The 26,804-nt window shown below is 65.2% G+C and carries 23 protein-coding genes and 1 tRNA gene; 9 read left to right on the forward strand and 15 right to left on the reverse strand.

The features are described 5' to 3' along the window. Window positions 1–134 precede the first annotated feature (134 nt). Window positions 135–809, reverse strand: coding sequence for a glutathione S-transferase family protein (locus A0J57_RS23215; protein ID WP_173664384.1), 675 nt, complete (start codon window positions 807–809; stop codon window positions 135–137). Window positions 810–1,140: 331 nt separating this feature from the next. Between A0J57_RS23215 and A0J57_RS23220 the strand changes: the two genes are divergently transcribed. After that, window positions 1,141–1,932: a sulfite exporter TauE/SafE family protein gene (locus A0J57_RS23220; protein WP_044661728.1), complete on the forward strand. Its 792-nt coding sequence runs from the start codon at window positions 1,141–1,143 to the stop codon at window positions 1,930–1,932. A 12-nt stretch (window positions 1,933–1,944) separates the two neighbouring features. Here A0J57_RS23220 and A0J57_RS23225 read toward each other — a convergent pair. Further along, window positions 1,945–2,018, reverse strand: a tRNA-Cys gene (locus A0J57_RS23225). A 200-nt stretch (window positions 2,019–2,218) separates the two neighbouring features. Between A0J57_RS23225 and A0J57_RS23230 the strand changes: the two genes are divergently transcribed. The 6 genes from A0J57_RS23230 to A0J57_RS23255 all read left to right on the forward strand — a co-directional run bounded on the left by A0J57_RS23230 (window position 2,219) and on the right by A0J57_RS23255 (window position 11,509). Further along, entirely contained in the window at window positions 2,219–2,851 is a 633-nt protein-coding gene (locus tag A0J57_RS23230; protein ID WP_044661744.1) for a protein-L-isoaspartate O-methyltransferase, read from the forward strand. A 20-nt stretch (window positions 2,852–2,871) separates the two neighbouring features. Beyond that, window positions 2,872–4,344 (forward strand): TolC family outer membrane protein, encoded by a 1,473-nt coding sequence (locus A0J57_RS23235; protein ID WP_061940150.1) that lies wholly within the window; start codon window positions 2,872–2,874, stop codon window positions 4,342–4,344. A gap of 69 nt (window positions 4,345–4,413) precedes the next feature. Beyond that, window positions 4,414–4,905, forward strand: coding sequence for a DUF2497 domain-containing protein (locus A0J57_RS23240; protein WP_044661746.1), 492 nt, complete (start codon window positions 4,414–4,416; stop codon window positions 4,903–4,905). Window positions 4,906–5,122: 217 nt separating this feature from the next. Then, complete coding sequence (locus A0J57_RS23245) at window positions 5,123–7,168, forward strand: S9 family peptidase (protein ID WP_061940152.1); 2,046 nt, start codon at window positions 5,123–5,125, stop codon at window positions 7,166–7,168. A 59-nt stretch (window positions 7,169–7,227) separates the two neighbouring features. Continuing rightward, complete coding sequence (locus A0J57_RS23250; protein ID WP_048577966.1) at window positions 7,228–9,951, forward strand: valine--tRNA ligase; 2,724 nt, start codon at window positions 7,228–7,230, stop codon at window positions 9,949–9,951. Between the two features lie 106 nt (window positions 9,952–10,057). Next, entirely contained in the window at window positions 10,058–11,509 is a 1,452-nt protein-coding gene (locus tag A0J57_RS23255) for an MATE family efflux transporter (RefSeq protein ID WP_044661749.1), read from the forward strand. Between the two features lie 4 nt (window positions 11,510–11,513). Here A0J57_RS23255 and A0J57_RS23260 read toward each other — a convergent pair whose 3' ends face one another. Beyond that, the gene (locus A0J57_RS23260; protein ID WP_048577965.1) at window positions 11,514–13,172 is read right to left on the reverse strand and encodes an ATP-binding protein; all 1,659 of its coding nucleotides are present in this window, start codon (window positions 13,170–13,172) and stop codon (window positions 11,514–11,516) included. A 185-nt stretch (window positions 13,173–13,357) separates the two neighbouring features. Between A0J57_RS23260 and A0J57_RS23265 the strand changes: the two genes are divergently transcribed. Continuing rightward, window positions 13,358–14,440 (forward strand): acyltransferase, encoded by a 1,083-nt coding sequence (locus A0J57_RS23265; RefSeq protein ID WP_235600941.1) that lies wholly within the window; start codon window positions 13,358–13,360, stop codon window positions 14,438–14,440. Here A0J57_RS23265 and A0J57_RS23270 read toward each other — a convergent pair. The 11 genes from A0J57_RS23270 to A0J57_RS23320 form a co-directional block, all read right to left on the reverse strand. Beyond that, window positions 14,408–15,439 (reverse strand): LLM class flavin-dependent oxidoreductase, encoded by a 1,032-nt coding sequence (locus A0J57_RS23270; protein ID WP_061940168.1) that lies wholly within the window; start codon window positions 15,437–15,439, stop codon window positions 14,408–14,410. The two genes, A0J57_RS23265 and A0J57_RS23270, sit on opposite strands and share 33 nt — an antisense overlap. Before the next feature lie 141 nt (window positions 15,440–15,580). After that, the gene (locus A0J57_RS23275; RefSeq protein ID WP_061940156.1) at window positions 15,581–16,024 is read right to left on the reverse strand and encodes an Hpt domain-containing protein; all 444 of its coding nucleotides are present in this window, start codon (window positions 16,022–16,024) and stop codon (window positions 15,581–15,583) included. 140 nt (window positions 16,025–16,164) lie between these two features. Then, on the reverse strand, window positions 16,165–16,380 hold the full coding sequence (locus A0J57_RS23280; RefSeq protein WP_025549906.1) for a sulfurtransferase TusA family protein: 216 nt from the start codon (window positions 16,378–16,380) through the stop codon (window positions 16,165–16,167). Further along, on the reverse strand, window positions 16,367–17,734 hold the full coding sequence (gene der / locus A0J57_RS23285) for a ribosome biogenesis GTPase Der (RefSeq protein WP_044661752.1): 1,368 nt from the start codon (window positions 17,732–17,734) through the stop codon (window positions 16,367–16,369). The genes A0J57_RS23280 and der overlap by 14 nt, the downstream gene beginning before the upstream one ends. A gap of 117 nt (window positions 17,735–17,851) precedes the next feature. After that, complete coding sequence (locus A0J57_RS23290; protein WP_173664385.1) at window positions 17,852–19,201, reverse strand: PQQ-binding-like beta-propeller repeat protein; 1,350 nt, start codon at window positions 19,199–19,201, stop codon at window positions 17,852–17,854. A gap of 8 nt (window positions 19,202–19,209) precedes the next feature. Next, entirely contained in the window at window positions 19,210–19,908 is a 699-nt protein-coding gene (locus A0J57_RS23295; RefSeq protein WP_044661753.1) for a tetratricopeptide repeat protein, read from the reverse strand. Between the two features lie 74 nt (window positions 19,909–19,982). After that, complete coding sequence (gene panB / locus A0J57_RS23300) at window positions 19,983–20,855, reverse strand: 3-methyl-2-oxobutanoate hydroxymethyltransferase (protein ID WP_061940160.1); 873 nt, start codon at window positions 20,853–20,855, stop codon at window positions 19,983–19,985. A gap of 162 nt (window positions 20,856–21,017) precedes the next feature. Further along, complete coding sequence (locus tag A0J57_RS23305; protein WP_061940162.1) at window positions 21,018–23,465, reverse strand: TonB-dependent receptor; 2,448 nt, start codon at window positions 23,463–23,465, stop codon at window positions 21,018–21,020. Window positions 23,466–23,639: 174 nt separating this feature from the next. Then, on the reverse strand, window positions 23,640–23,831 hold the full coding sequence (locus tag A0J57_RS23310) for a YezD family protein (RefSeq protein ID WP_025549910.1): 192 nt from the start codon (window positions 23,829–23,831) through the stop codon (window positions 23,640–23,642). Between the two features lie 154 nt (window positions 23,832–23,985). Beyond that, entirely contained in the window at window positions 23,986–24,654 is a 669-nt protein-coding gene (locus A0J57_RS23315; protein WP_025549911.1) for an alpha/beta hydrolase, read from the reverse strand. Between the two features lie 172 nt (window positions 24,655–24,826). Continuing rightward, window positions 24,827–25,192 carry a PRC-barrel domain-containing protein gene (locus A0J57_RS23320; RefSeq protein ID WP_061940164.1) on the reverse strand — a complete coding sequence of 122 codons (366 nt, stop codon included), beginning with the start codon at window positions 25,190–25,192 and terminating at the stop codon, window positions 24,827–24,829. A gap of 102 nt (window positions 25,193–25,294) precedes the next feature. Between A0J57_RS23320 and A0J57_RS23325 the strand changes: the two genes are divergently transcribed. Continuing rightward, entirely contained in the window at window positions 25,295–25,726 is a 432-nt protein-coding gene (locus tag A0J57_RS23325; RefSeq protein WP_044661757.1) for an OsmC family protein, read from the forward strand. Here A0J57_RS23325 and A0J57_RS23330 read toward each other — a convergent pair. Beyond that, window positions 25,718–26,623 (reverse strand): DMT family transporter, encoded by a 906-nt coding sequence (locus tag A0J57_RS23330; protein ID WP_061940166.1) that lies wholly within the window; start codon window positions 26,621–26,623, stop codon window positions 25,718–25,720. The genes A0J57_RS23325 and A0J57_RS23330 overlap by 9 nt on opposite strands. Window positions 26,624–26,804: the final 181 nt, after the last annotated feature.

The raw sequence follows: 26,804 nt of genomic DNA on the forward strand, positions 1-26,804 counted from the left end.
GGGGCTAGGGGGTGGGCTGGCGCGACATCAGCGTGAGTTTTCAACGGCTAAGCTGGAAGCTCGCTGCGCTCGCACCCACCCCTAACCCCTCCCGCCTGCGGGAGGGGAATGTCTTGGATTGGCCAAAACCGGCCTCACCCCAATTGCGGCGGCGCTTCGAACTTGTCGATCACCCATTCTTCCGCCTGGGCGCCGCCGATCCATTCCTGCATCCAGGGATGGTTGATGACCGCGCGCATATAAGCCTCCGCAAAGCGCGGCACGGGCAGTTGATAGGTGATGAAGCGCGTCACGACCGGCGCGAACATCACATCGACCGCACTGAAGTCTCCGAACAGAAATTCCCCCTCGCCGCCATGGCGGGCGCGGGCCTGCGCCCAGAGCTGCATGATGCGCGCTATGTCCTGAGTCACCGCTTCGGACGGCGGGACGGGGGCATAGATCTGGCGGATGTTCATGCTGTGCTCGCGGCGCAACGCGGCGAAGCTTGAATGCATTTCCGCCGCCATCGAACGGGCCATGGCCCGCGCGGCGGTATCGGCCGGCCAGAACCTGTCGCCGCCCGACTTTTCGTTCAGATATTCGACGATCGCCAGGCTGTCCCACACGACGATGTCATCGCCGTCCCACAATATGGGCACCTTGCCGGAAGAGGGCGCGAATTCGTCGCCTTCGCGCCGCTTCTCCCATGCCTCGTCATAAAGCGGCACGACCACTTCCTCGAAGGGAAGGCCGGACAGCTTGCACGCCAGCCAGCCGCGCAGCGACCAGCTCGAATAGGCCTTGTTGCCAATGAACAGCTTCATCATGCCCCTGTCTTTAGAGCCTGTTTGGAAATGCGCGAAAGAGCCAATTTCGATGCGGTGCCGGTTCTCTGCCCCTCCCACCCGCTCATATCAGGATGCCGCTGGGTGGCCGGGAGGCGAAAAGGGCCGGCGACGCCATGCACCATGAAGGCGCATTGTCCAATGGTCTTTAGACGAGGCGGGCGCGGAAAGTCGAGGGGATCGCGCCATTCATGCATTCAACAGCATTTGTTTTGGCGACGATAAATTTCCAATCCAAAAGGGGGCTGGCTGGCATGGTTTTTCGGCCTTACACGTCGGTCGATTTCACGACGTAATGAGTTTGGGGCGGAATATGGATTGGTTGCACGCGATCGCGGGCCTTTTTGTCGGCCTGATGGTTGGCATGACCGGCGTGGGGGGTGGATCGCTGATGGCGCCGATCCTGATCCTGCTGTTCGGCGTCGCGCCCACCACGGCGGTCGGCACCGACCTGTGGTTCGCATCGATCACCAAGGCGGTCGGGGGCGCGGTGCACCACCATCAGGGCGGCGCGGAGGGCGGCCCGGACTATGATGTGGTAAAGCGCCTGATGATCGGCAGCATTCCAGCATCGCTGATCGTCCTGGCGATCCTGTCGCAGATGCATCTCGGGCAGATCAAGACCGGCGTGATCACGGGCGCTCTGGGCGTGGTGCTGATCGGCACGGCGGTCGCGACCTTGCTGCGCGGGCGGTTCCATCAATGGGCGCTGGCCCGCCGGGTCGGCACGGCCGACCGCTTTACCCGCTGGCAGCCGGCATTGACCGTGCTGGCGGGGGCGTTGCTGGGCGCGATGGTGACGCTGACGTCGGTCGGGGCAGGGGCGATCGGCGCGACGCTGTTGCTGGCGCTATACCCGCTGCGCATGCGGATGCAGCGGCTGGTGGCGACCGACATCGTCCATGCCGTGCCGCTGACCCTGGTGGCCGGGCTTGGCCATTTGTGGATCGGCAACGTCAACCCGGTGCTGCTGGTCAACCTGCTGGCCGGATCGCTGCCGGGCATCGTGATCGGGTCTCTGCTGGCGACGCGCACGTCGGACCGTGTGCTTCAGCCCTTGCTGGCGGCGGTGCTGGTGGTGGTGGGATGGCGGTTGATCGCCTGACGGGAAATTGTCTGGAGGCCCGAGCCGGAATCGAACCGGCGTATACGGATTTGCAGTCCGCTGCGTCACCACTCCGCCATCGGGCCTCGGCATGGGTGGCCGCAAATGTGCGGCTTTTGATGCAAAGTCAAGCAGCGCTGTTATATTGGGGCGCAAGATTCTGGCGCCGCGGCGCGCAAAGCCGCTTGGCGTGGCTTGTCCGCTGATTTAGAGGTCCGATTATATCTTTGCTGTATTGCTTTCCTAATACAGCTTTTCTAAAAGCTATCCCAGTCGAGGAATTGTCGTGACCGAGCAGAATTTTTCATCGATGCGGACCGCCATGGTCGAAAGCCAGCTTCGCACCAGCGATGTGGATGATCAGCGCGTGATCGCGGCGATGGCGCATGTGGCGCGCGAGGAATTCGTGCCGGCCGAGCGGCGGGCGATGGCCTATGTCGACCGGCCGGTCCCGCTGGCGAACGGGCGTGCGCTCAATCCGCCGCTGGTGACGGGCCGCCTGCTCAAGGAAGCGCAGATCCTCAAGGGCGACAAGGTGCTGCTGATCGGCGCGGCGACCGGTTACAGCGCGGCGCTGCTCGCGGCGCTGGGCGCGCAGGTCACCGCCGTCGAGGAAGAGGGCGGGCCGCAGATCGCGGTCGACGGCATCACCCTTGTCCGCGGCCCCCTGAATGCCGGTTCCGCGGCCGGCGCGCCTTATGACGTGCTGTTTGTCGACGGCGCGGTGGAGGAAGTGCCCGCCGCGCTCGTTCAGCAGCTTGCCGATGGCGCGCGGGTGGTGACGGGTATCGTCGAGCGCGGCGTCACCCGTCTGTGCAGCGGCCGGGTGGTGTCGGGCGTGCTGGGTCTTTCCCGCCTCGCCGACATCGAAATGGTTGTGCTTCCGGGCTTCGCGGCGCCGGAAAGATTTGTGTTCTGAAAGGGCCTGTTGGGGGGGACATGACGGCAAAAGTTCAGCTTCCGGGGCGCGCCGCCCTCATCCTGTTGCTGTCGATGTCCTCCACGCTGGCGGGCGCGGCCCATGCGGAGACGTTGCAGGGGGCGTTGGCCAAGGCCTACCGGTCCAACCCGACGTTGACGGGCGCGCGTGCCGGGCAGCGGGCGACCGACGAGAATGTGCCGCTGCAGAAGGCGGCGGGTCGGCCCTCTTTGGGAGCGACCGGCACCTATACGGAGAGCATTCTCAAGCCGACGATCAGCTTCACCTCGCCGCAGCGGACGGTGGATGCGAACGCGCAATTGACCGTGCCGGTCTATTCCGGCGGCGCCGTGCGCAACGGCGTGAAGGCGGCGAAGACCCGCGTTGCCGCGGGCCAGGCCGATCTGCGCGGGACCGAGGCGAGCGTCTTCTCGCAGGTGGTGGCCGCCTATATGGACGTGATCCGCGACAGTGCGGTGGTCGCGCTCAACCAGGCCAATGTGAAGGCGCTGGAGGTCAATCTCCAGGCGACCAGCGACCGCTTCGAAGTGGGTGACGTGACCCGGACGGATGTCGCGCAGTCCGAGTCGCGGCTGGCGCTCGCCCGCTCCAATCTCCAGACGGCGGAAGCGAATCTGATCGCCAGCCGGGAAAATTACATCGCGCTGGTGGGTGAAGCGCCGGGCGATCTTCAGCCGCCGCCCGAACTGCCCGGACTGCCCGCGACGCCCGACGCCGCGGTGCAGGTCGCGCTGAAGGACAATCCGGACATCCTGGCCGCGGCCAAGAGCCGGGAAGCGACGGCCTATGATGTGAGGGCGGCGAAGGCGGCGGTGTCGCCCACGCTCTCCGCCTTCACCCAGGCGGGCTACACCAATTATCTCGACTCGCTCAACGCCGTGAACAGCGCCAACGGATCGCAGATCAACAAGCAGGCGTCCGCGGGCGTGCAGATCAGCGTTCCGCTCTACCAGGGCGGGCGTCCGGCCGCGCAGGTGCGGCAGCGGCAGGCGCTCAAATCGCAGGCCATGGAACAGGAGATCGAGGTCGAGCGCGGCGTCATCGCGCAGACGCGATCCGCCTATGCGAGCTGGCAGGCCTCGCTGGAGAGCATCCAGTCGAACCAGAAGGCGGTGGACGCGGCGAACCTGTCGCTGGAAGGGGTGAGGGCGGAGAATTCCGTGGGCAGCCGCACCATCCTGGACATCTTGAATGCCGAGCAGGAGGCGGTGAACGCCAAGGTTCAACTGGTGACGGCGCGGCGCAATGCCTATGTCGCCGGCTTCAGCCTGCTGGCGGCCATGGGCCATGCGGAGGCCGACGACCTGAACCTTGAAACCGGCGCCCTCTATGATCCGATGGTCAATTATGAGCGGGTGAAGGGCAAGTGGTTCGATTGGGATTTCGACCCGGCGCCGAAGGTCCAATCGACGCGGACCGTTGACTCCCCGGCGCAAAACGCCAATGTGGACCCCGGTTTGGCGCAGCCTTAACGCAATTTTAACCCCGAAGGCGTTCCTTTGGTGCTATGGCGTTAACGGGGACTGGAACAGGGGTTGACCATGGGCGACATGAGCAAGGAACCCTCGATGGAGGACATCCTGTCGTCCATCAAGCGGATCATCGCTGAAGAGGGCGAGGAAGCGGTGCAGACCCTGCCGCGCCGCGTGCGCGGCGAGGCCGCGCAGAAGGTCAGGCCCGTGCCGGTCGCGGAGGCGATGTCCGACCCTGCCAGCGACGAAGTGCTGGAACTGACCGACGAGGTTGCTGTGGAGGAACCCATGCCCGCCCACCGAACGTCCCGCACCCCCCGGCCCGTTGCCGAGCAGGAGGATGCGTCCATCCTGTCCGTCGAGAGCGAAGTGGCGGCCCGGCATTCGCTGTCCGCCTTGTCCTCCATGCTGGTAACGCCCAGGGAAGGCGAGGACAATACGCTGGACGGGCTGGTGCGTTCGATGCTGAAGCCGATGCTGAAGGAATGGCTGGACGCGCGGCTGCCGCAGATGGTCGAGGATATGGTGGCCAAGGAAATCGCCCGCATCACCGGCCGTTGAGCCCGCAGCGTGCGCTGATTCGCCTATTTGCGGCGAACGGTTGCCCGTCCTGGGCGCGGTGCGTGCCTTACGCATCATGATTCGGCGATCTTTGTTCTTTTGTTACGCTCCGGTGGTTGATCCTTGCGCCATGGCGGGACGCTGCCTACACCCTTGTCCATAGCTGTCGACGCCGCCCGCACGAGAGCGGCGCGATCCGATCCAAGGGTGTTCATCCATGAAATATCTTCTGCAGGCGGGACTTGGCGCTCTGGCCCTGGCCCAATCGGCGTTGGCCGTCGCGCCGGCCTCTGCCCGGCCATTCACGCCCAGCGACATGGTCGGCCTCCGCCGCGTGTCGGCGCCGGCGGTTTCGCCGGACGGGCAATGGCTGGCCTATCAGTTGCGCGTGACCGATCTTGCGGGGAACAGGGGGCGGACCGACCTGTACCTGCTGGACCTGAGCCAGGCGGGCGCGGCGCCCCGCATGATCGCCTCCGTCGCGGATAAGAATGAAAGCGCGCCTGCCTTTTCGGCGGATGGGAAATCGCTCTATTATCTCTCCAACCAGAGCGGCGACGACCAGCTTTGGCGGGTTGCCCTGACCGGCGGCAAAAGCGAGCAGGTGACGCAGGCGCCCGGCGGGATTTCCGGTTTCCTGCTGAGTCCGGCGGGCGATCGGGTCGCGCTGTGGGCGGACCGGCCCGTAGGCGCGAAGACATTGGACGATGTGAAGGCGGCCCCCCCGCCCGGCGCGGGCACAGGCCGGGTCTATGACCAACTGTTCGTACGCCATTGGGACATGTGGGCGGACGGCCAGCGTTCCCGGATATTCGTGATGCCGCTTGGCGGCGGCAAGGCGGTGTCGGTCATGGGGGCGCTGGTCGGGGACAGCCCGTCCAAGCCCTTTGGCGGCGCCGAGGAGATTGCGTGGAGCGCGGACGGCAAGACCCTGTTCTTCGCGCTGCGTGAGGCCGGGCGGATCGAATCCCTTTCGACCAATCTCGACATTTTCGCGGTTCCCGCCGACGGCAGCGCGGCGCCGGTCAACCTGACCGACGGCAATGATGCGATGGACAGCATGCCCGCCGTCTCTCCGGACGGGAAATGGCTGGCCTATGCAGCGATGAAGCGGCCCGGTTATGAGAGCGACCGGCAGGTGCTGATGCTGCGCAACATCGCGACCGGGGAGACGAGGGCGCTGACCGAGGCGTGGGACCGGTCGGTCGCGTCCATCGCCTGGGCGGCGGACGGGAAGGGCCTTCTGGTCACGGCGGACGATGTGCTGGATCATCCGGTGTTCCGGGTGGACGCTGCGTCGGGCAGGGTCGCGCGGCTGACCCCGACCGGGCATGTGGGCAGCGTCCTGCCCTTCCCCAAAGGCGGCTTCGTCTATTCGCTCGACAGCATCCAGGCGCCCGCCGATTTCTGGAAGATGCCCGGCGGCAAGGGCAGGGCCGTGCGGCTGACCAGCGTGAATGCGGACAAGCTGGCCGGGATCGACGACGTGTCGGTGCAGCGCTTCAGCTTCAGGGGCGCCGATGGCGACACCGTCTGGGGCCAGATCGTGAAGCCGAAAGAGGGGGCGGGCAAGCTGCCGGTGGCTCTGCTGGTCCATGGCGGGCCGCAGGGCAGTTTCAACGATAGCTGGTCCTATCGCTGGAATCCCAAGGCGTTCGCCGCCCATGGCTATGCGGCGGTGATCGTCGATTTCCACGGCTCGACCGGCTATGGGCAGGCCTTTACCGACAGCATCAACAGGGATTGGGGCGGGAAGCCGCTGGAGGACCTGAAGCTGGGTCTGGCCGCCGCCGCGGCCAAGGATGCGCAGGTCGATGCCGGCAATGGCTGCGCGCTCGGCGCCAGCTATGGCGGCTATATGATGAACTGGATCGCGGGCAACTGGCCCGACGGGTTCAAATGCCTGGTCCAGCATGACGGCGTGTTCGACGCCCGCGCCATGGCCTATGAAACGGAGGAGCTGTGGTTCGACGAATGGGAACATGGCGGACCCTATTATGAAAATCCGCAGGAGTTCGAGAAATGGAACCCCGTCAACCATGTGACCCGGTGGAAGACGCCGATGCTGGTGGTGACGGGGGAGAAGGACTTCCGCATTCCCTATACGCAGGGACTGGCGGCCTTCACCGCGTTGCAGCGGCGCGGCGTGCCGTCGAAGCTGCTGGTGTTTCCGGACGAGAATCACTGGGTGCTGAAGCCGCGCAACTCGCTGCAATGGTATGATGAGGCGCTGGGCTGGCTGGACCGGTGGACGAAGAAATAAGGTCTCCCCCGAGGCGGCGGAAAGTTGACGCCGCCGCCGCCTTGCGTAAAGGCCAGCCTATGACCGAACTGCCCAAGACCTTCGACCCCGCCGAAATCGAATCCCGCTGGTACGCCCATTGGGAGGAGAAGGGGCTTTTCCGCCCGGAACGGCCCGACGCAGAGCCCTTCACCATCGTCAACCCGCCGCCGAACGTGACGGGCAGCCTGCATATCGGCCATGCGCTCGACAACACGTTGCAGGACATCGCGATCCGCTACGAACGGTTGCGCGGCAAGGATGCGCTGTGGGTGGTGGGCACCGACCATGCCGGCATCGCGACGCAGATGGTGGTCGAGCGGCAGATGGAGGCGCGGCAGGACAAGCGCACCAACTACACGCGCGAGCAGTTCATCGAGAAGGTGTGGGAGTGGAAGGCGGAGAGCGGCGGCGCGATCACGCGCCAGCTTCGCCGCCTGGGATGCTCCATGGATTGGGCGAATGAGCGCTTCACCATGGATGAGGGCTTTTCCAAGGCCGTCATCAAGGTGTTCGTGGAACTGCACCGCCGTGGGCTGCTCTATCGCGACAAGAGGCTGGTGAACTGGGACCCGCGCTTCCGCTCGGCCATTTCCGATCTGGAGGTCGAGACGCAGGAGGTGAAGGGCGGCTTCTGGCATTTCCGCTATCCGCTGGCCGATGGCGTTCGCCTTGCCAATGGCGCGGACCATATCGTCGTGGCGACCACGCGGCCGGAAACGATGCTGGCCGACATGGCGGTCGCCGTTCATCCCGAAGACCCGCGCTACCGGGATGTGATCGGCAAGGACATCCTCCAGCCGATCACTGGCCGCCGCTTCAAGGTCGTCGCTGACGAGCATGCCGATCCGGAACTGGGATCGGGTGCGGTCAAGATCACGCCCGGACATGATTTCAACGATTTCGAAGTGGGCAAGCGGGCGGGTTTCAGGCCGGCCGAAATGCTCAACATGTTCGATGCCGACGCCAATGTCGTCCAGACCGCCGACGGGCTGATCCCGGAACGGTTCCTGGGCCTGCACCGCTTCCGCAACGACGGCGTGGACGGGGCGCGGGAACTGGTGGTGGCGGAGATGAAGGCGCTTGGCCTGCTGGTTCCGCATGTCACCAGGAACAAGGAGGGTGAGGAGGTCGTCACCGACGCCGAGCCACGCACCATCCAGACGCCCTTTGGCGACCGGTCCGGCGTCGTGATCGAGCCCTGGCTGACCGACCAATGGTATGTCGATGCGCAGAAGCTCGCCGTCGCGCCGATGCAGGCGGTGCGCGACGGGCGGATCGAGATCGTGCCGAAGACCTGGGAAAAGACCTTCTTCAACTGGATGGAGAATATCCAGCCCTGGTGCGTGTCGCGCCAGCTCTGGTGGGGGCATCGGATTCCCGCCTGGTATGACGAGGACGGCAATCCCTATGTCGCGGAAAGCGAAGAGGAAGCGCAGGCTCTTGCCGGCAATAAAAGGCTGACCCGCGACCCCGATGTGCTGGACACCTGGTTCTCCTCCGCGCTTTGGCCCTTCGGCACGCTGGGATGGCCGGAAGAGACGGAGACGCTCAAGCGCCACTATCCCAACGACCTGCTGATCTCCGGCTTCGACATCCTGTTCTTCTGGGATGCGCGCATGGCGATGATGGGGATGGAGTTCATGGGTCCGGAGCGGAGCGATCCGCGAGAGAAGGTGCCGTGGCGCAAGCTCTACCTCCACGGACTGGTGCGCGCCGCGGACGGGCAGAAAATGTCCAAGTCCAAGGGCAATGTGGTCGATCCGCTGGGTCTGATCGACCGGTTCGGCGCGGATGCGCTGCGCTTCTTCATGGCGGCGATGGAAAGCCAGGGCCGCGACGTGAAGATGGATGAGAAGCGCGTCGAGGGCTATCGCAACTTCGCGACCAAGCTGTGGAACGCGGCCCGTTTCCTGCAATCGAACGGCGTCACGGCCTCGACCAGCCATGAGGCGCCCCATGCGGAGGCGCCGGTCAATCGCTGGATCGTCGCGGAAACGGTGGCGACCGTGCAGGCGATCGACACCGCCATGGCCGAACTGCGCTTCGATGCTGCGGCCAACGCTATCTACCACTTCATATGGGACCAGTTTTGCGACTGGTATATCGAGCTGACCAAAGGCTCCATGGATGAAGAAACGAGGGCGGTGGCCGGCTGGGCGTTCGACCAGATATTGGTGATGCTGCATCCCTTCATGCCCTTCATTACCGAAGAGTTATGGAATCTGACCGGAACGCGGGAAGGCGAACTGATCGTCGCGCGCTGGCCGCAGGCGCTCTATGCCGTCGACGGCGAGGCGCAGGCGGAGATCGACTGGCTGATCCGCCTGATCGGCGCGATGCGGACGGCGCGCACCGAACTCAACGTGCCGCCGGGCGCGAAGCTGGGCGTCGTCGTGCATGATGCGTCGGAGGAAACCCGCCGCCGCATCGACCGCCAGGGGGCCGCATTGGCGCGCCTGGGCCGGGTGGAAAGCCTGTCCTTCGGCGACAGCGTCACGGGCGGCGCGGCGCAGATCGTGGTGGACGAGGCGACATTCATCCTGCCGCTGGAGGGCGTGATCGACATCGCCGCCGAAAAGGCGCGGCTCGCCAAGGCGCTGGCGGCGGCGGAGAAGGAACGGGATTCGCTGTCCGCGCGTCTTTCCAATCCCAGCTTCGTCGAGAAGGCCAAGCCCGAGGCCGTCGCCAAGGCGCGGGAGGACCATGGCGAAAAGGCGGCCGAGGCGGAAAGATTGAAGGCGGCGCTGGAACGGCTCGCCTGAACGGCCGGCGCATCGGGCAGGGTGCGCCGGCAAAAGGACCGGCAGGGGCGCGCCGAAAGGATACGGCGTCCCTACGGTCCCCATCCGCAAGGGGGCAGGAGGGATCATGGTTGCAGGGGAACATCGGGCCAGGGACCTGACGCAGGGACCGATCGCATCGGCGCTGCTGCTGTTCGCCGTTCCGACATTGGCGTCCAACATCCTCCAGTCGCTGAATGGATCGATCAACGCCATCTGGGTCGGCCGTTTCCTGGGCGCGCAGGCGCTGGCGGCGACCGCCAACGCCAACATCACCATGTTCCTGATGTTCTCCATCGTCTTCGGCTTCGGCATGGCGTCGACGGTGATGATCGCGCAGGCGGTGGGACGGGGCGATCTGGACGCGGCGCGCCGCGCCTTCGGTTCTGCCGTCGGCTTCTGCACCCTGCTGGGCCTGGTCGTCGCGACCGCCGGATGGATCGGCGCGCCCGCTTTGCTGCGGCTGCTGGCGACCCCGGCGGAGGCGTTCGACCTGGCGCTCGTCTATTTGCGGGTGATCTTCGTTGCCATGCCCGCCTCCCTGCTGAGCGTCATGATGATGATGGGCCTGCGCGGCACGGGGGATGCGCGAACGCCGCTGATCTTCATGTTCGTGAGCGTGGGCGTCGACCTGGTGCTCAACCCGGTGCTGATCCTGGGACTGGGGCCGATCCCGGCCATGGGCATAGGCGGGTCGGCCGCGGCAACGGCGGCGGCGGGCGTGGTCAGCCTGATCGGCCTTGTCCTCTACACCTATGCGAAGGATCTGCCGTTGCGCCTGCGCGGGCGGGAACTGGCTTATCTCCGCCCCGCGCCGGACCAGATGCGCGTCCTGTTCGGCAAGGGGCTGCCGATGGGATTGCAGATGATCGTCATGTCCGCGTCCGGGCTGGTGATGATCGGCCTCGTCAACCGGGAGGGTTTTCTGGTCACCGCGGCCTATGGCGCGGCGCAGCAGATCTGGACCTATCTCCAGATGCCGGCCATGGCGATGGGCGCGGCGGTCAGCGCCATGGCGGCGCAGAATATCGGCGCCGGGCGATGGGACCGGATCAGCCGGATCACCGGCTATGGCATGGGTTATCTGCTGCTGATCACCGGCACGATGGTGGCGGTGATCCTGCTGTTCCACGCGCCGCTGCTGGCCTTGTTCCTGGGGCGGAACGAGGCCGCCATCGCCGCCGCCTGGCACATGCAGCTTCTGGCGAGCTGGAGCTTCGTGCTGTTCGGCGGCACGATGATCCTGTTCGGCGTGATGCGGGCCAATGGCGTGGTGGTGCGGCCGCTGCTGATCCTGATCTTCACCCTCTTCGCGGTGCGGCTGGGCTTCTACCATCTGGGCTATCCGCATCTGGGGGCGGACGCGCTGTGGCTGAGCTTTCCCGTGGGTTCGGCGTCGTCCTTCCTGCTGGCGGGGCTGGTTTACCTGCAGGGCGGCTGGCGCAAGGCGAAGCTGCTCGTCCCCGTGGACGAGGAGGAGTGCCGCGAAAGCATCAATGCGGAGAGCGAGCCCGCCGGACGGATCGTCCCGGCGGGATAATCGCTTACCGGCCCTGGCTGCGCCAGCGCGTGATGGTGCGGTCGAGGATGTCCGCTTCGCCGCCGGACTGGCGCCAGAGTTCCGTGAAGCTCGGATCGCCTGAGGCGGGACGCCGCTCCTCCTCCAGATTGTCGAGCGCGACGCGGATCGGCACGGCGACGCCTTCGCCGCAGATGATCGCCTCCCGGTTGCGCAGGGCGGGAATGGAATCGAGGAAGCCGCGCGCGCCTTCGGGCATGGCGGCCTTCACGAAGGCCTGGTCGCGGTCGTTGTTGAGGCGCATCGAGATGATCGTGCCGCATTGCGACAGCACGCCTTCGGCCAGATCGGACGGGCGTTGGGTGATGAGGCCCAGCGAAACGCCATATTTGCGGCCTTCCTTGGCGATCCGCTCCAGGATGCGGCGGACGGCCTGACCGCCGCCGGTCGTGCTGCTGGGGATGTAGCGATGCGCTTCCTCGCAGACGAGCAGGATCGGGCGCTGCGGCTCATCCCGCGCCCAGAGGGCATAGTCGAACACCAGCCGCGACAGCACCGACACCACGACGGACGTGATGTCGGACGGCATGGACGACACGTCGATGATCGAGATCGGCTTGCCGCCGGAGGGCAGGCGGAAAATCTTGGCGAGGAATTCCTGCATCGAATCCGCGACCAGCATGCCGGAGAACATGAAGCTGTAGCGCGGATCGCTCTTGATCTCGTCGATCTTGGTCTTGAGCCGCATATAGGGCAGCGATCCGGTGCCCTTGTCCAGCTTCCCCATCTCGTTCTGAAGGATGTTGGTGAGGTCGGACAGCAGATAGGGGACGGGCGAATCGACGGTCAGCCGGCCGATGCTCTCCGCCAGCCGGTTCTTGGACCGCGCGGCCAGCAGGCATTTGGCGAGGATGTCGCAGTCCACCGTCCGCTCCGACCCTTCGGAGGTGACGAACACCTCGCAATGCTCCTCGAAATTCATCAGCCAATAGGGGAGGGCGAGGTTGTTGACGTCATAGACGGCGCCATTCTGCTGGAAGGCGGCGCCATATTCGCCATGGGGATCGATCATCACGATATGCCCCTGCGGCGACAGGTCGCAGATGCGGTGCAGGATGAGAGCGGCGCTGGTCGACTTGCCGGTGCCGGTCGAACCCAGCAGCGCGAAATGCTTGCCCAGCATCGAATCGACATAGAGCGCGGCGCGGGTGTCGGACGTGGGATAGACGGTGCCGATCTGCACATGGGGGCGGTCGTCGGCCGAATAGATCTGCTGCATGTCCGCGCTCGATACCGGATAGACCTCCGTCCCCGGCGTCGGGTAACGGGTCACGCCCCGGCGGAAGCGGTAGATGCGGCCCGTCAGCTTTTCCTCATCGCCTTCGCCCAGAAAGTCGATGTCGACGATGATGCTGTTGCTGTCCTGCCGGTCCATGGTCATGGCGCGGACGCTGGCGATCAGCCAGACCTGGCCGACGCGCATCTTCACCTGGCTGCCGACCTGCCCCGCCATGGCAAGCGAAGGATCGGGATCGTGCGACAGCGCGGCGATGCGCGAGGCGTCGATGATCAATTGCGAACTGGACCCGGAAATCTGGAAAACCATTCCCATGGCATCGACCGGAGCCTGAAAGACATGCGGCTGCGCGCCGGCGAAATGGTCTGCACCGTGCATCTGGGTCATGAACCTGTTTTCCTTCGACCGGACGGGATTCCGGCACGTCGGATCGATTTAACCGGCGACTGGTAAAGAATCTGCTTATCGCTCACCCATGTTAATGGTGCGGCCATGCCCGGCGCCGCGATGGTCAGAGGAAATGCGTGTCAGGCTTGGCTGTTGAAACATTGGCCGAAAATCGGGAAAACCCTGTGTCGCGGGTGCTGACGACGGATGCGGCGCGGCGCTCCGACGCGATCTCCATCGCGCGGGTGATCTGCATTCTGGGCGTGGTCTATGTCCATGCCTGGACGGGCCTGAACGGCCATGATCTGGAAAGCCTGAGGGGCACGCCGCAGGACAGTTTGCGCTGGGGCCTGATGGAGGTTTTCGGGCGCAGCGCCGTGCCGTTGCTGGGCCTGATTTCCGGCTGGCTGGTCGAGGGGTCGTCGCGGACCCACGACTGGTTGCGCCATGTCGGGCGGAAGGCGCGGACGATCCTGTTGCCGATGATCCTGTGGAATGCGCTGGCGATCCTGTTCGTTTCGGGTGCGGCCTGGATGCTGGGCCTGTCCGCGCCCGTGCCCTCGTCCACCGGCTGGATGTTCGAGGAGCTATTCATCGTCAGCCGCAATCCGGACATCAACGTGCAGATGCCGTTCCTGCGCGACCTGTTCCTGTGCATGCTTGCCGCGCCCCTGTTTGTCCGCCTGCCGGGCTGGGCGCTGGGGGCGGTCGCCGCGATGGCGGCTCTGTGCCAGATCATGGGCTGGGGGCCGCCGGTGCTGATGCGCGCGTCGATTCTGTTCTTCTTCATCATGGGCATCGTCGCCCGGCGCGAGGGGCTGGCCGATCGCGTGGCGGCGCTGCCCTGGATGGTCGCGGCGCCGCCCTTTGCGCTGCTGATGACCGCGCAGCTCTATATTTCCCTGCATCCGGGCGCCTTGCCGCCGGGCGTCGGCACGGCGGTGCTGGACATGGCGGTGCGGGTCGCGGCGGCGTTGTTCTTCTGGCGGCTGGCCTGGTCGTTGGCGGCCAGCGCGGCGCGGGGCATGTTGTTGCGGATCGAGCCTTTCGCCTTCTTCCTCTTCTGCTCCCACCTCATCCTGATCTGGCTGGGCGGCCCGGTGCTGGGGGTCGTGTTCGGCAAGCTGGGCTCACCCTTCTATCCCGCCTATCTGCTGGTGCAGCCGCTGCTGGTGCTGGTCGCCGTGGTGCTGCTGGGATCGCTGCTCAGCCGCGCCGCGCCGGGGCTTGCGAAGCTATTGAGCGGGGGCCGCCTGATGGCTGTCTGACGCCATTCGGCCGGCCACCGCCTGGCCTGCCGCCATGGCGATTTCCAGACTGCGCTTGCGCGCGTCGAAATCGTGGATCTGGCCGCCGATGATGATCTCGTCCACCTGCGTGCGGCGGATGAAGGCGGCCAGGTCGCGCTCGACATCGGCCTGGGTGCCGATGCTCGACGCGCTCAGCACATCGGCCAGCATCGCCTGCGCCTGCGGCGGCAGGCTTTCATAATAGCCGGGCACGGGCGGTTGCAGCTTGCCCGGCTGCCCGGTGCGCAGCCGCACGAAGGCCTGCTGCATGGAGGTGGCGATGAGCCGCGCCTCCTCCACCGTGTCGGCGGCGAAGACATTGTAGCCCGCCATCACATAGGGATATGCGAGTTGCGCCGAGGGACGGAAATCACGGCGGTAGATGGCGATGGCCTCATCCAGCGCGCCCGGCGCGAAATGGGAGGCGAAGGCATAGGGAAGGCCCAGTGCGGCGGCCAGTTGCGCGCCATAGAGGCTGGAGCCGAGAATCCAGAGCGGCACATCCTCGCCCGCGCCGGGGGTCGCCTGGAAGCCGAGGCGGCTGTCGCCCGCGAAATAGGCCTGCAACTCCATCACGTCGCGAGGGAATTCGTCCGGGCCGCCCGTCAGCGTCCGCCGCATCGCCTGCGCCACGCGCTGGTCGGAGCCGGGAGCGCGGCCGAGACCCAGGTCGACGCGGCCGGGAAAGAGCGCCGCGAGCGTGCCGAACTGCTCCGCGATCAGCAGCGGCGCATGATTGGGCAACATGATGCCGCCCGCGCCGATGCGGATGCGGCTGGTGGCCTGCCCGATATGCGCCAGGACCACGGCGGTCGCCGCCGAGGCGATCCCCGGCATGCCATGATGTTCCGCCACCCAATAGCGGTGGAAGCCAAGGCTTTCGGCATGGGCGGCAAAGGCGGCGGCGCGGCCAAGCGCCTCACTGGCGCTACTGCCTTCGTTGACGGGGACAAGGTCCAGAACGGAGAAACGGGTCATGACCCGCATATGGGGGGATGACCGGTTTTATTTCAATACTAATTCGGAGGGATGAGAAGCGGACGTCTTCGGAGAGATTTGCGTGCTCCTGCCCGCGCGGGAGCGCGGCGCGCTTTATGCCCACAAATCCCTGGCGCGCATTTAACTGGCGGCGCGGCCGAATCCCTGGACCGGACTGTCGACGCGTCTGCCGAAGCCCTGCGGTCGGCGAGCGACCAGCGGATTGGCCTCGCGGTCGAGCAGGGCCATCGTCTCTGTGAAGCAGGGGCGCAGCGCGACGACATCCTCGATCAGTTCGTCCGGGCCTTCGCGGCTTTCGACGCAGCGGCGGGCGACCATCTCGATCTTCTCGGCCATGCCGCTCAGCCGATAGGCGCCGAACTGGGCCGACTCGCCCTTCAGCGTGTGGGCCGGGGTGACCAGCGCAGCGGCGTTGCGGGCGCGGAAGGCTTCCTCGATCGCGCTGATCGCCTTTGCGCCGTCCTCGCGGAAATAGCCCAGAATCCGCAGGAAAGCGGTCCCCAACTCCGATCGGGACTTGGCAAAATCGGTCCAGTTGACCAGTTCGGCCTCTTGATATGACACCCTGACACTCCCTGTTCTGCCGGGGGAATATAGAAGAGGAGCGTAAATAGGGGGTTAAGTTGCGGCGCGAGGGGAGAAGGCGCTATATCACCCCACCGTCATGCTGAACTTGGTTCAGCATGACGGTGGGAGGAGGATCGTTAGAGCGATCGAGCGAGAGCAAAGAGATGCGGCCTCTCGGCAATGAAGGTCCAACCCTGCTGCCGGGCCAAGGCCTCCAGTTCCACTGGCGCAATCGGATCGTCCGCCTCGATCGTCACCGCATCGGCGGACCGCATCGCCCGCGCCACGCGCAGCGCAGGCCAGGGGCATTTCATCCCCCTGGCGTCGATATGAACCGCTTCACTTGCTGGCATAGGGGTTTTTGGCGCTGCGCAGCGTCAACCGCACTGGCACCGCGCCGAAGCCCAGTTCCTTGCGGATGCCGTTCACCAGATAGCGGCGATAGCTTTCGGGCAACTCGTCCAGCCGCGTGCCGAACAGCACGAAGGTCGGCGGGCGGGTCTTGTTCTGGGTGATGTAGCGCAGCTTGATCCGCTTGCCGCCGGGGGCGGGGGGCGGATTGGCCTCCAGCGCGCGTTCGAACCAGCGGTTGAGGATGCCGGTCGACACGCGCTGCGACCAGGCGGTGCGGGTTTCGAAGGCGACGCGGATCAGGTCGTCCAGACCCTTGCCGGTGGCGGCGGAGACGGTCATGATCGGCACGCCGCGTATCTGCGCGAGACCGTCGGACAGCGCCTGCTTGATGCCCTGATAGAGCGCCGAGCCATGCTCCACCGTGTCCCATTTGTTGAGCGCGACGACGAGGGCGCGGCCTTCCTCGATCACCTTGTCCGCGATGCGCAGGTCCTGCGCCTCCAGCCCGCGGGTGGAATCGAGCAGCAGCACGACGACTTCGGCAAAGTTCACAGCGTTCAGGCCGTCCGAAACGGCGAGCTTTTCCAGCTTGTCCTGCACCTTCGCGCGCTTGCGCATGCCTGCCGTGTCGATCAGGCGCACGGGGCGTTCTTCGCCGTCGGGGCTGGTCCAGCTCCAGTCGACGGCGATGGAGTCGCGGGTGATGCCGGCTTCCGGCCCGGTCAGCAGGCGGTTTTCGCCCAGCAGCCGGTTGATGAGGGTCGACTTGCCGGCATTGGGGCGGCCGACGATGGCGAGCTTCAGCGGCGCGGATTCGAGATCGGCCTCTTCGGGTTCAGCCTCCTCTTCCTCCTCCTCACGGTCGATATAGGGGAGCAGCGCCTGGAACAGGTCGGCCAGCCCCTGGCCATGTTCGGCGGAGAAGGGGACGGGGTCGCCCAGGCCCAGGCTGAACGCCTCCATCACGCCATCGTCGCCGGCCCTGCCCTCGGCCTTGTTGGCCATCAGCACGACGGGGGCGTCGCCTTCGCGCAGCCAGCGGGCGATTTCCTCGTCCAGCGGGGTGATGCCAGCGCGAGCGTCCACGACGAACAGCGCGACATCGGCGTTCTCGACCGCCGCCTGCGTCTGCATGCGCATGCGACCGGGCAGGGTCTGCGGGTCTTCATCCTCATAACCGGCGGTGTCGATGATGGTGAAATCGACGCCCAGCAGGTTCGCCTGCCCCTCCCGCCGGTCGCGGGTCACGCCGGGCTGGTCGTCGACCAGCGCCAGCTTCTTGCCGACGAGCCGGTTGAAAAGGGTGGACTTGCCCACATTGGGGCGTCCGACAATGGCAACGGTGGGCAGCATGAGAGGCCCGTATCCTTTAAAAAATGGGTGCTCCTGCGAAGGCAGGAGCCCAGTTCCACCGCTTGGACTGGGCTCCTGCCTTCGCAGGAGCACGTTTACCTGAAATCGCCGGTGGCGTCAGCGGAATGCCGTCAGCTTTCCGTCATCGGCCAGGATATAAAGCGTGTTGTTCGCGACGATCGGCGACAGCGACATCGACCGGTCGAGATCGATTTCCGCCTGGATCTTGCCGGTCGTCGGATCGACATAGTTGAGGTCGCCATGGGTCGACACCAGCACCAGCCTCCCGCCCGCCAGCACCGGCCCGGTCCAGCGGATCGCCTTGTCCTTCTTCTTTTCCTTCTGCCAGCGGCGGAGCTGGCTGATCCAGCGGATCTTGCCCGTGGCGCGGGCGACGCAGAGCAGCTTGGCGTCGCTGGTGACGGCGAACACCCATTCGCCCACGACCGAAGGGGTGGAAATCCCGGCGATGTTGATTTCCCACAGACGCTGGCCGCTCACCAGTTCATAGCTCGCCATGCGGCCGCCCTGGCCGATCGCGAACACCCGGCCGCGGTCGATCACCGGATCGGCGTCGATGTCGGTGAGCGTGGCGACGGCCGTCGAGATGCTGGTGCGCGAGAGCGCGTCGCCCCACAGCGTCCGGCCATTTTCATAGCGATAGGCGGTCAGCTCGCCCGAACTGTAGCCCGCGATCACCGTGCCCTGCGCGGCGGCGGGGGCGGCCACGCCGAAAATGCCGGTTACTTGCAGCGTGCCGCTGTCGGTCCACTGCACCTCGCCGTCGCTCTGGTTGAGGGCGAAGATCTGATTGTCCTGCCCCATCACATAGACATGGCCATTGGCGAGCGTCGGCGCGCCGCGCAGCGGGCCGCCGGGGCGCTTCTTCCACAGGATCGCGCCGGTGTTCGCATCCATCGCGGCGACATCGCCCACGCCGGTGCTGGCATAGAGCTTGCCGTCGATCACGCTCACGCCGCCGCCGAACAGGGCCCGGCCGCTGCCTTCGGCGGGCAGGGGCGTCTGCCACAGCTTCGCACCGCTGTTGGCGTCGAAGGCGATGACCCGCGCATCGGCGTCGATGACATAAAGCTTGCCGCCGACCACCACCGGAGCGGAGGCGAGGCGGGCCTGCGGCGTGCTGCCCGAAATGGAGGCGGTCCACGCCTGAGAGGGGGACGCGCCCAGCGCCAGATTGCCCATCGTCTTGGCGGGGCTGCCGCCCGGCTGCGACCATTGGTCGTTGACATAGGGTTCGGGCAGGGTCACGGGCACGTCGGCCAGCGTCGGGTCGACCTCCACCCCCTGTTCATTGCTGAGGATCGAGGTGCGCTTGCCGACCACCGGGGTCTTGGGGCCGCCCTTCTTGCCGCCCACGATGCCGCAACCCGCCAGCAGGGCGATCATCATGGCCACGGTCAGGGCGCGGCCGGCGCCCGAAAATTTCGTCATGCTGTGCATTCCCATGCGCCCAATCATTCCTGTCCCGCCGCGACCGGCGTTTCGACTGCATCCACACCCAATAAGCCTGCCATCTGTCGCGCGCGTGAACGGATCGACTGGGGCACGTTCCTGTCCTTCGCCATGGCGGCGAACAGCGGCCCGGCAAGATCGGGCTTGCGCATCTTCATATAGGCGATGGCGACCAGTTCCCCGGCGCTGCCGAACCAGGGCGCGCCCTCGACGGCCAGGGGTTTCAGCCGGTCGACCACCTGCTGCGGAGCGAGGCTTTCATATTCCAGCGTGGTCTGGCGGATCAGCGCCAGGTCGCGATAGGGCCGGTCGAGCGAACCGTCATCCGCCATCGCCTTATAGGCGGCGATGGCGGCCTTGCTGTCGCCCTTGCGCGCGGCGGCGCCGGCCTTCACCAGCAGGGCGGAGGCGCGGAAGCCGGGCTGGCTCGCCTGGGTCAGCTTGTCCAGTTCCTTCGCATCGGGGGTGCCGCCGCCGACCGCCGTGGCGATCACCTTGTCCATTTCCTCCGACACGGCCTGCGACTGCGTCTTCGTATAATGCTGCCAATAGAGCCAGCCGGCGAAGGCCGCGAGGCCGATGACCACCGCCGCGACGATCCAGCGGCCGAAGCGCTGCCAGAAGGTCAGCAACTGGTCCTGCCGGACGGCTTCGTCGACCTCACGCATGAAGGCTTCGCTGTTTTGCGGCGTCAGGGCCACTTGGGTCTCCAGAAATTCGTCAGTTACGGCACGCGGAAGGCGCGATCATTAGCGGGGCTCTTGGCTCACGCAAATCACTTTTTGGGCCGATAGACCTGATCTTCGGTCGGAAAGTGCCGGTTCCGGACATCTTGCGCATAGCGGGCGGCGGCATTGCCGATGGTTTCCGCGATATTTTCATAACGCTTCACGAAACGGGGCACCCGTTCGAACATGCCCAGCATGTCCTCCGCCACCAGCACCTGCCCGTCGCAATGGGCCGACGCGCCGATGCCGATCACCGGCACGTCGACGCTGTCGGTGACGGTGACGGCGATGTCCTCCATCACCCCCTCCAGCACCATGGCGAAGGCGCCCGCCTGCGCGACGGCGCGGGCGTCGGAGATGATCTTGGCATGTTCCTCCTGGCTCTTGCCGCGCGCGCCATAGCCGCCCAGCGCGTTCACCGCCTGCGGCGTCAGGCCGATATGGGCCATCACCGGAATGCCGCGCTGGCTGAGGAAGCTGATGGTTTCGGCCATGGCGACGCCGCCCTCCAGCTTCACGCCCGCGCAGCCGGTTTCGGCCATGACGCGGCTGGCGCTGGCGAAGGCCTGTTGGGGAGAGGCTTCGTAACTGCCGAAGGGCATGTCGACGAGGACGACGCTGTGATAGCTGCCGCGCACCACGGCGGCGCCATGGGCGATCATCATGTCGAGCGTGACCGGCAGGGTGGAGGGGAGGCCGTAGATCACCTGGCCCAGCGAATCGCCGACCAGCAGCATGTCGCAATGCGGATCGAGCAGTTGCGCCTGCCGCGCGGTATAGGCGGTCAGCATCACCAGCGGCTGTTCCGTCTTCCCCTCGAACTTGCGCCGCTGGATGGCGGGCACCGTCAGGCGCTTCATCGGCGCGGGGGTGGGGTTGGCGCGGCTGGTCGATGTGTCGAGCGTGAAGGTCGTGGACATGGGATGCGCTCTACCGCAGCGGGGCGCGGGGCGCAAATCGGGGCCGTATCCAATCCGTTCAGGGCGGCATTGAAAAATGCGGGGAGCGACAGGGCCGTGTCGCTCCCCGCAGGGGGTGAACATCGTTGGATGCCAGCCCCTATCGAGAGGCCTTGGGCATCGTCAGAACGAGAATTTGATCGTACCGCCCCAGGTCTGCGGGTCGCCGGGCTGACCGGCGATCAGGCCGGTATTGCCCGGCGCGACCTGGAGATTTTCGATATAGTTCACGTCGAAGGCGTTGCGGACCCAGCCGAAGATGTCGAACCCTTCACCCCGGAAGCCAGCGCGGAAGTTGGTCAGGGCATAGCCCTTCACCTCCGTATAGATGGACGGCGAGGCGTTGGAATTCCAGTGCGACCGGTAATTGCCGTCGACGCCCAGATAGAGCTGGCCGTCCTTGTCCAGCAGCGTGACCGGAATGTTATATTCCGCGCCGTAGGAGAAGGCCCATTTCGACACGCCGGGGAGACGCTCGCCGGAAATGTCGCATGCGCGCGGGCTGAGGGTGTTGGGAACACCCGCATTGGAATAGTCGGCGGGTTGATTGGCCGGCTGCGACGTGCCGCCGGACAGTTCGGGCGGGCAGGGGGCGTTGGCGAACTTCTTGTACTTGGCGTCGGTATAGGCGCCGTTCGCATAGGCCGTGAAACGGTCGCTGACGACGACCTTGAAGTCCGCCTCTATGCCCTGCGACCGGACCTTGTCCGCATTGGCGAGATAGCCGCGCACCGTGCCGAACTGTCCGCCGTTCACCGTCGCTTGGAAATTCTTGATGTCCGTGCGGAACGCGGTGAGGTTGAAGGTGGCGCGGCGATCCCAGAACTGGGTCTTCAGGCCGATCTCGAAATGATTGACCGATTCAGGCTTCACCGTGCCCACGCTGTAGTCGGGCAGGTTGGTGCTGCTGTTGAGCGGCAGGCCGTTCTGGTTGATGCCCAGCGTCTTGAAGCTCTTCGCATAGGTCGCATAAGCGAGGATGTCGGGAGCGACCTTGTAATTGACGTTGAAGTCGTAGGTGAAGTTCCATGCGCTGTCGGACGGATTGGTGCGCTGTCCCTGATAGACGCCGCACTGTGCCGAGCGAACCGACGACAAGGGCAGCGCTGTGCAGTCCACGACGACGCCCGCGCCATCCGTCACGATACGTTCGTAGAAGCCCGACTTCTTGTCATAGTTGATGCGCGCGCCTGGCTGGATGGTGAGGGTGTCGGTCACTTTCCAGCTCAGCTGGCCGAACAGCGCCGCGCTGGTGCTCTTGAGCCATTGCGTGTTGGTGGCGGTCAGGCCGTTCAGCACGTTGCGGTTATAGACATTGTTGGGATCGGTCGATGGCGCAAGGCTCCACTTGGTGGCGTTGGCGCCCTGCTGCTCCGTGCCCTGGGTGTCGATCCGCTGCTTGAAGCCGAACAGGCCGACCACGAAGTCGATCTTCTGGCTTTCGTAATTATAGCGGAATTCCTGGCTGTACTGGTCCTGCTGAGAGGGGTTCTGCGATTTCGAAACGACCGACAGGCCGGTGAAGTCGCGGTCATTCTCCGGCTTCCAGTCCCAGAAGCGCCAGGCAGTGACCGATGTCAGCGTGCCGGGACCGACGTCCCATTTGATCCGCGCCGATACGCCGCCGATCTTGTTGCCCGCGTTCAGGGTGCTGTCCAGATCGGTCAGACGATCATAGGGATTGCGGCTGGGCACGACATAGCCTTGGGCGGCGGCCAGTGCATCATATTGCCGCGTGAGCACACGCTGCGTCCTGCCCACCCGCACGAACACGGTGCCGCAGCATTCCGGGTCCTGCTTGCTGTAATCGCCCGACAGGGTCAGGCTGAAATTGTCGGTCGGCTTGAACAGCAGTTGCCCGCGAATGCCCAGATTGTCCTGCTCGTTGATCCAGCGGTCGCTGGTGACGTTGTAGATCGTCCCCCGGCGGCTGGTCGCGGCGACGGCGATGCGGGCGGCGATCGTGTCGGACAGCGGCCCGGAAATGGCTGCCTTCGCCTGCTTGTAATTGAGATTGCCGACGGTCAGTTCGGCGCGGCCCTCGAAATCGAAGGTCGGCTGGTTGGTCGTGATGTTGATCGCGCCGGCCGTGGTGTTCTTGCCGTAGAGCGTGCCCTGCGGACCGCGCAGCACTTCGACCTGGGCGACGTCCAAAAAGTCGAAGGTCGCGGCGGCGACGCGGCTGTTATAGACGTCATCGACATAGATGCCGACGCCCTGCTCGAAGCCGTCGCTGGTCAGGCCGAACGGCACGCCGAGGCCGCGGATGTTGACCGAGGTGTTGCGCGGGTTGGTGGTGTAGACCTGAAGCGTCGGCGCCAGTTGCTGGAGCTTCACGACGTTGAAATTGCCGGTCGCCTCTATGCTGTCGCCGCGGATCACGGAGATCGCCAGCGGCACCTCCTGCGCGGTTTCCGCACGGCGGCGGGCGGTGACGATGATCACTTCCCCGCGGGCAGTGGCTTGTTCGGCGCTGTCCGCAACGGGTTGAGCCGCGTCCTGCGCGGATGCAGCGGACGCAATAAAGGATGCGCTCGCCACGCCGGCGAGCAACAGAAAACGCGCAATCATTGTATATTCCCCTTCCGGATGTCCGGTGAATGTTGATCGCGGCCCCTGCGGTGATCCGCTCAAAGCCGTTGGTCTGGGAATGGAAAATGTGGCCCACCCCTTGCCACCTGTTATCCGGCCCTTTGCGGGCCTTGTTCAGCAACCCTGAATCTTCTTGCTCCCCCCGCTCTTGTTTCAGGCGGTGAGGCGCGTCTTTTCCGTCACGTCGATCTGCACGACGCGTGCGTCATGCACGGTCAGCGTGACAGATCCGAAACGAAGCGCCTCCAGCACGCTGCGCACCTTTTCGATGCTGACCGCAATGTCGTGGCGCTGCCCGTCACTGCGGCCGTTGCGGGCGAATTCAATCGATCGGTTTTCACTCATAAACACCTCTTAGCCGCTCTTTATCTCAACTGTATTGATAGACAAAAAAGCAAATATAAGGGGCGCTCAAGTTTCTCTTGTCGCGCCCCAAAAGCATCGTTCGGAAAATGGGTCCGGTTTTTCCGTAAAACGATGCGATAACAAAAACTATAGACTAGCCGTTGACCCGCAGCGCCGCCAATCGCCGCTCCTGATGCGCCAGCGGGATGGCGGGCCGTAACTGGCGCATTGCAGAAGCCTGCTCATGCGCATTGTCGATCAGTTTTTCGAGCAAAGCCTGGCCGAAGCGCCATTCGCCCAGGCCCGAATCCGCGTTGATATGGCCGCAAAAGCCCGCATCGACAAAGCTGCTGCCCCAATTCTTGCCGATGCTGTGGGCGCGTTCGAAGAAGATATAGGGATCGTTGCGGCTCGCCACGACGATCGAGGGAAAGGGCAGTTGCGCGCGGGGCGTGGGGCCGAAGCCGCCGATCGTCTCGGGCGTTTCCATCCGGTCGCAGTCGGGCGGCGCCACCAGCAGCGCGCCGGTCACGGGCCAGCCATAGGCCTGGCTCTGCAAGGCGCCCCACCAGGCGACCGCAAGGCAACCCAGGCTGTGCGCGGCCAGGATGATCGGCCCCTCCGCCGCCCGGATCGCGGCGTCCAGCCGCGTGACCCAGCTATTGCGGCTGGGGCTGGCCCAGCTTCCCAGGTCGACCCGCTCGCAATCACCGCGCGTCTTTTCCCACAGCGTCTGCCAATGACCCGGCCCGCTATTGTTGAGACCCGGTATGGTCAGCACGACCGGCTGGCGCGCGTCTCCCGAATGTCCGAATCGCTCCATGGTCAAATCCTCGTCCTATTGTCGAGGGAGAGATAATTCTATTTATCCGGTAGACAATGGTCAAGCGGCAAAATGTGTCGGAATTTGGGCAACCCGATTCATCTGAGGTTCATATAGTGGAAAGGGTCGGGGACTACCACCTTTGCGCCGCCTGAAACCGCCGAAACGCCCCTTACCAGGGGTAGATCAGCCCATAATAGTGAAAGACGCTGCGGCCGTAAGCGTCGTCATAATCGGGTCGTTCGTTCGGCAGATGGCGGGGCGCCTGGTCCAATATGTCCTTGGCCAGGTCCACCACATAGCCGCCCTTGTCCGTGTCGTAGCTCAGCATCGACCAGGGCAGCGGATAATGATCGTTGCCGATGCCCAGGAAGCCGCCGAAGGACAGCACGGCATAGCGGACCTGCCCGCTGCGCTTGTCGACCATGAAGTTGGAAATGTGGCCCAGCCGCTCCCCCTGGCGGTTGTAGACAGTGGTGCCTTCGATCCGGTCGGATGCGATCAGGTCGCCATGATTTTCCCTCGCCATGTCAGACATCGTCACTCTCCTGCGAAGAAATCGCGTTATGCTGACCGAACCAAGGGGGACCGGACGGGTTCCCCGGGGCAGACGAGATGATATGCGAACAGGAGGACGGTCATGAAGATCAATCGCAGCGGATCGGCGGTATGGAGTGGCGGCCTGAAGGACGGCAAGGGCGCGATTTCGACCCAGAGCGGCGCGCTGGATGCGCATCCCTATGGCTTTGCGATGCGCTTCGAAGGGGTGCCGGGCACCAATCCCGAGGAGTTGGTCGCGGCGGCCCACGCCTCCTGCTTCACCATGGCGCTGTCGCTGATATTGGGCGAAGCGGGATTGACGGCCGAGAAGATGGAGACCAACGCCGTCGTGACGCTGGAACAGCAGGAAGGCGGCTTTGCCATCACGGCGAGCAAGCTGAGCCTGAAGGCGACCATCCCCGGCGCGGACGATGCGCGGTTCCAGGAACTGGCCGCCAAGGCGAAGGCCAATTGCCCCGTGTCCAAGCTCTTGAATGCGGAGATCAGCCTGGACGCGGAACTGCTAGGCTGAAGGCGTGCGTCTGGCGTGGACATGTTCGCGCCAGGCGATGTACAGGCCGCTCCCCACGATCAGCGCCGCGCCGATCCACGTCGTCGCGATCGGCCAGTTGCCCCAGATCGCCCAGCCGAGCAGCGTCGTCCAGACGATGGAACTGTAGTCCATCGGCAGCACCACGGAAACGGGGGCCCAGCGCAGCGCCGCGGTCATGCAGATCTGCGCGATGCCGCCGGTCACGCCGATCAGCAGCAGCAGGCCCCATGTCATGGCGTCATGGGCCTGCCCGTGGAACAGCATCGCCACGCCCAGCGGCGGCAGGGAGAGGAGGGTGAACCAGAAGACGATCACCCCGGCGCTTTCCGTGCGGCCCAGTTCGCGCAGGACCAGGCTGACGCAGGCGGTGACGAAAGCCGCGGCGAGCGCGACCGCAACGCCGATCGCGGGGAAGTGCCCGGCATCCGGCCGGACCATCACGATCACGCCGAGAAAGCCGATGAGCACCGCGCTCCACCGGTGGATGCCGGTCGCTTCGCGCAGGATGAGGGCGGACAGGATCGTGCCGAAGATCGGCATGGTGAAGCCGATGGTCACCGCTTCCGCCGGCAGCAGCAGGATATAGGACAGGAAGTTGAGCACCATGCCCGTCAGGCCGATGATCATGCGGGTGGCATGGACGCCGATGCGTCGCGTGCGGATCGATCCCATGCCGCTTGTCATGGCGATCCAGGCGAATACCACCGGCAGCGCCAGGGCCTGGCGGTAGAACAGCGATTCCACCACATGGACGCCGCGCGCGTCGGCCAGCCTGACCGTCACGAACATGATCGAAAGGCAGATCACCGCGACCAGGCGCAGGCCAATGGCGGTGAACGGACGATGCGGGCGATTGGATGGGGGTGGGGGCGGCATGCGAACGCCTTAGCCCCGCTGCGGGAGGACGCAACCGCCCAAGGAGGGATGGACGGGTCCGGAATGCGGGAAATTGGCCAATTCAAGACCTTCCCCTCCCGCAGGCGGGAGGGGTTAGGGGTGGGTGCGAGCGCAGCGAGCTTCCAGCTTAGCCGTTGAAAATTCACGCTGATGTCGCGCC

This window comes from Sphingobium sp. 22B, assembly GCF_001580035.1.
GTDB classification, from domain to species: domain Bacteria; phylum Pseudomonadota; class Alphaproteobacteria; order Sphingomonadales; family Sphingomonadaceae; genus Sphingobium; species Sphingobium fuliginis.

Bases quoted from the DNA above. Each gene is read 5' to 3' on its own strand.
- A0J57_RS23215 (WP_173664384.1), bottom strand. From the start codon at position 809: ATGATGAAGCTGTTCATTGGCAACAAGGCCTATTCGAGCTGGTCGCTG.
- A0J57_RS23220 (WP_044661728.1), top strand. From the start codon at position 1,141: ATGGATTGGTTGCACGCGATCGCGGGCCTTTTTGTCGGCCTGATGGTT.
- A0J57_RS23235 (WP_061940150.1), top strand. From the start codon at position 2,872: ATGACGGCAAAAGTTCAGCTTCCGGGGCGCGCCGCCCTCATCCTGTTG.
- A0J57_RS23240 (WP_044661746.1), top strand. From the start codon at position 4,414: ATGGGCGACATGAGCAAGGAACCCTCGATGGAGGACATCCTGTCGTCC.
- A0J57_RS23245 (WP_061940152.1), top strand. From the start codon at position 5,123: ATGAAATATCTTCTGCAGGCGGGACTTGGCGCTCTGGCCCTGGCCCAA.
- A0J57_RS23250 (WP_048577966.1), top strand. From the start codon at position 7,228: ATGACCGAACTGCCCAAGACCTTCGACCCCGCCGAAATCGAATCCCGC.
- A0J57_RS23255 (WP_044661749.1), top strand. From the start codon at position 10,058: ATGGTTGCAGGGGAACATCGGGCCAGGGACCTGACGCAGGGACCGATC.
- A0J57_RS23260 (WP_048577965.1), bottom strand. From the start codon at position 13,172: ATGACCCAGATGCACGGTGCAGACCATTTCGCCGGCGCGCAGCCGCAT.
- A0J57_RS23270 (WP_061940168.1), bottom strand. From the start codon at position 15,439: ATGACCCGTTTCTCCGTTCTGGACCTTGTCCCCGTCAACGAAGGCAGT.
- A0J57_RS23280 (WP_025549906.1), bottom strand. From the start codon at position 16,380: ATGCCAGCAAGTGAAGCGGTTCATATCGACGCCAGGGGGATGAAATGC.
- der (WP_044661752.1), bottom strand. From the start codon at position 17,734: ATGCTGCCCACCGTTGCCATTGTCGGACGCCCCAATGTGGGCAAGTCC.
- A0J57_RS23290 (WP_173664385.1), bottom strand. From the start codon at position 19,201: ATGGGAATGCACAGCATGACGAAATTTTCGGGCGCCGGCCGCGCCCTG.
- panB (WP_061940160.1), bottom strand. From the start codon at position 20,855: ATGTCCACGACCTTCACGCTCGACACATCGACCAGCCGCGCCAACCCC.
- A0J57_RS23305 (WP_061940162.1), bottom strand. From the start codon at position 23,465: ATGATTGCGCGTTTTCTGTTGCTCGCCGGCGTGGCGAGCGCATCCTTT.
- A0J57_RS23310 (WP_025549910.1), bottom strand. From the start codon at position 23,831: ATGAGTGAAAACCGATCGATTGAATTCGCCCGCAACGGCCGCAGTGAC.
- A0J57_RS23315 (WP_025549911.1), bottom strand. From the start codon at position 24,654: ATGGAGCGATTCGGACATTCGGGAGACGCGCGCCAGCCGGTCGTGCTG.
- A0J57_RS23320 (WP_061940164.1), bottom strand. From the start codon at position 25,192: ATGTCTGACATGGCGAGGGAAAATCATGGCGACCTGATCGCATCCGAC.
- A0J57_RS23325 (WP_044661757.1), top strand. From the start codon at position 25,295: ATGAAGATCAATCGCAGCGGATCGGCGGTATGGAGTGGCGGCCTGAAG.
- A0J57_RS23330 (WP_061940166.1), bottom strand. From the start codon at position 26,623: ATGCCGCCCCCACCCCCATCCAATCGCCCGCATCGTCCGTTCACCGCC.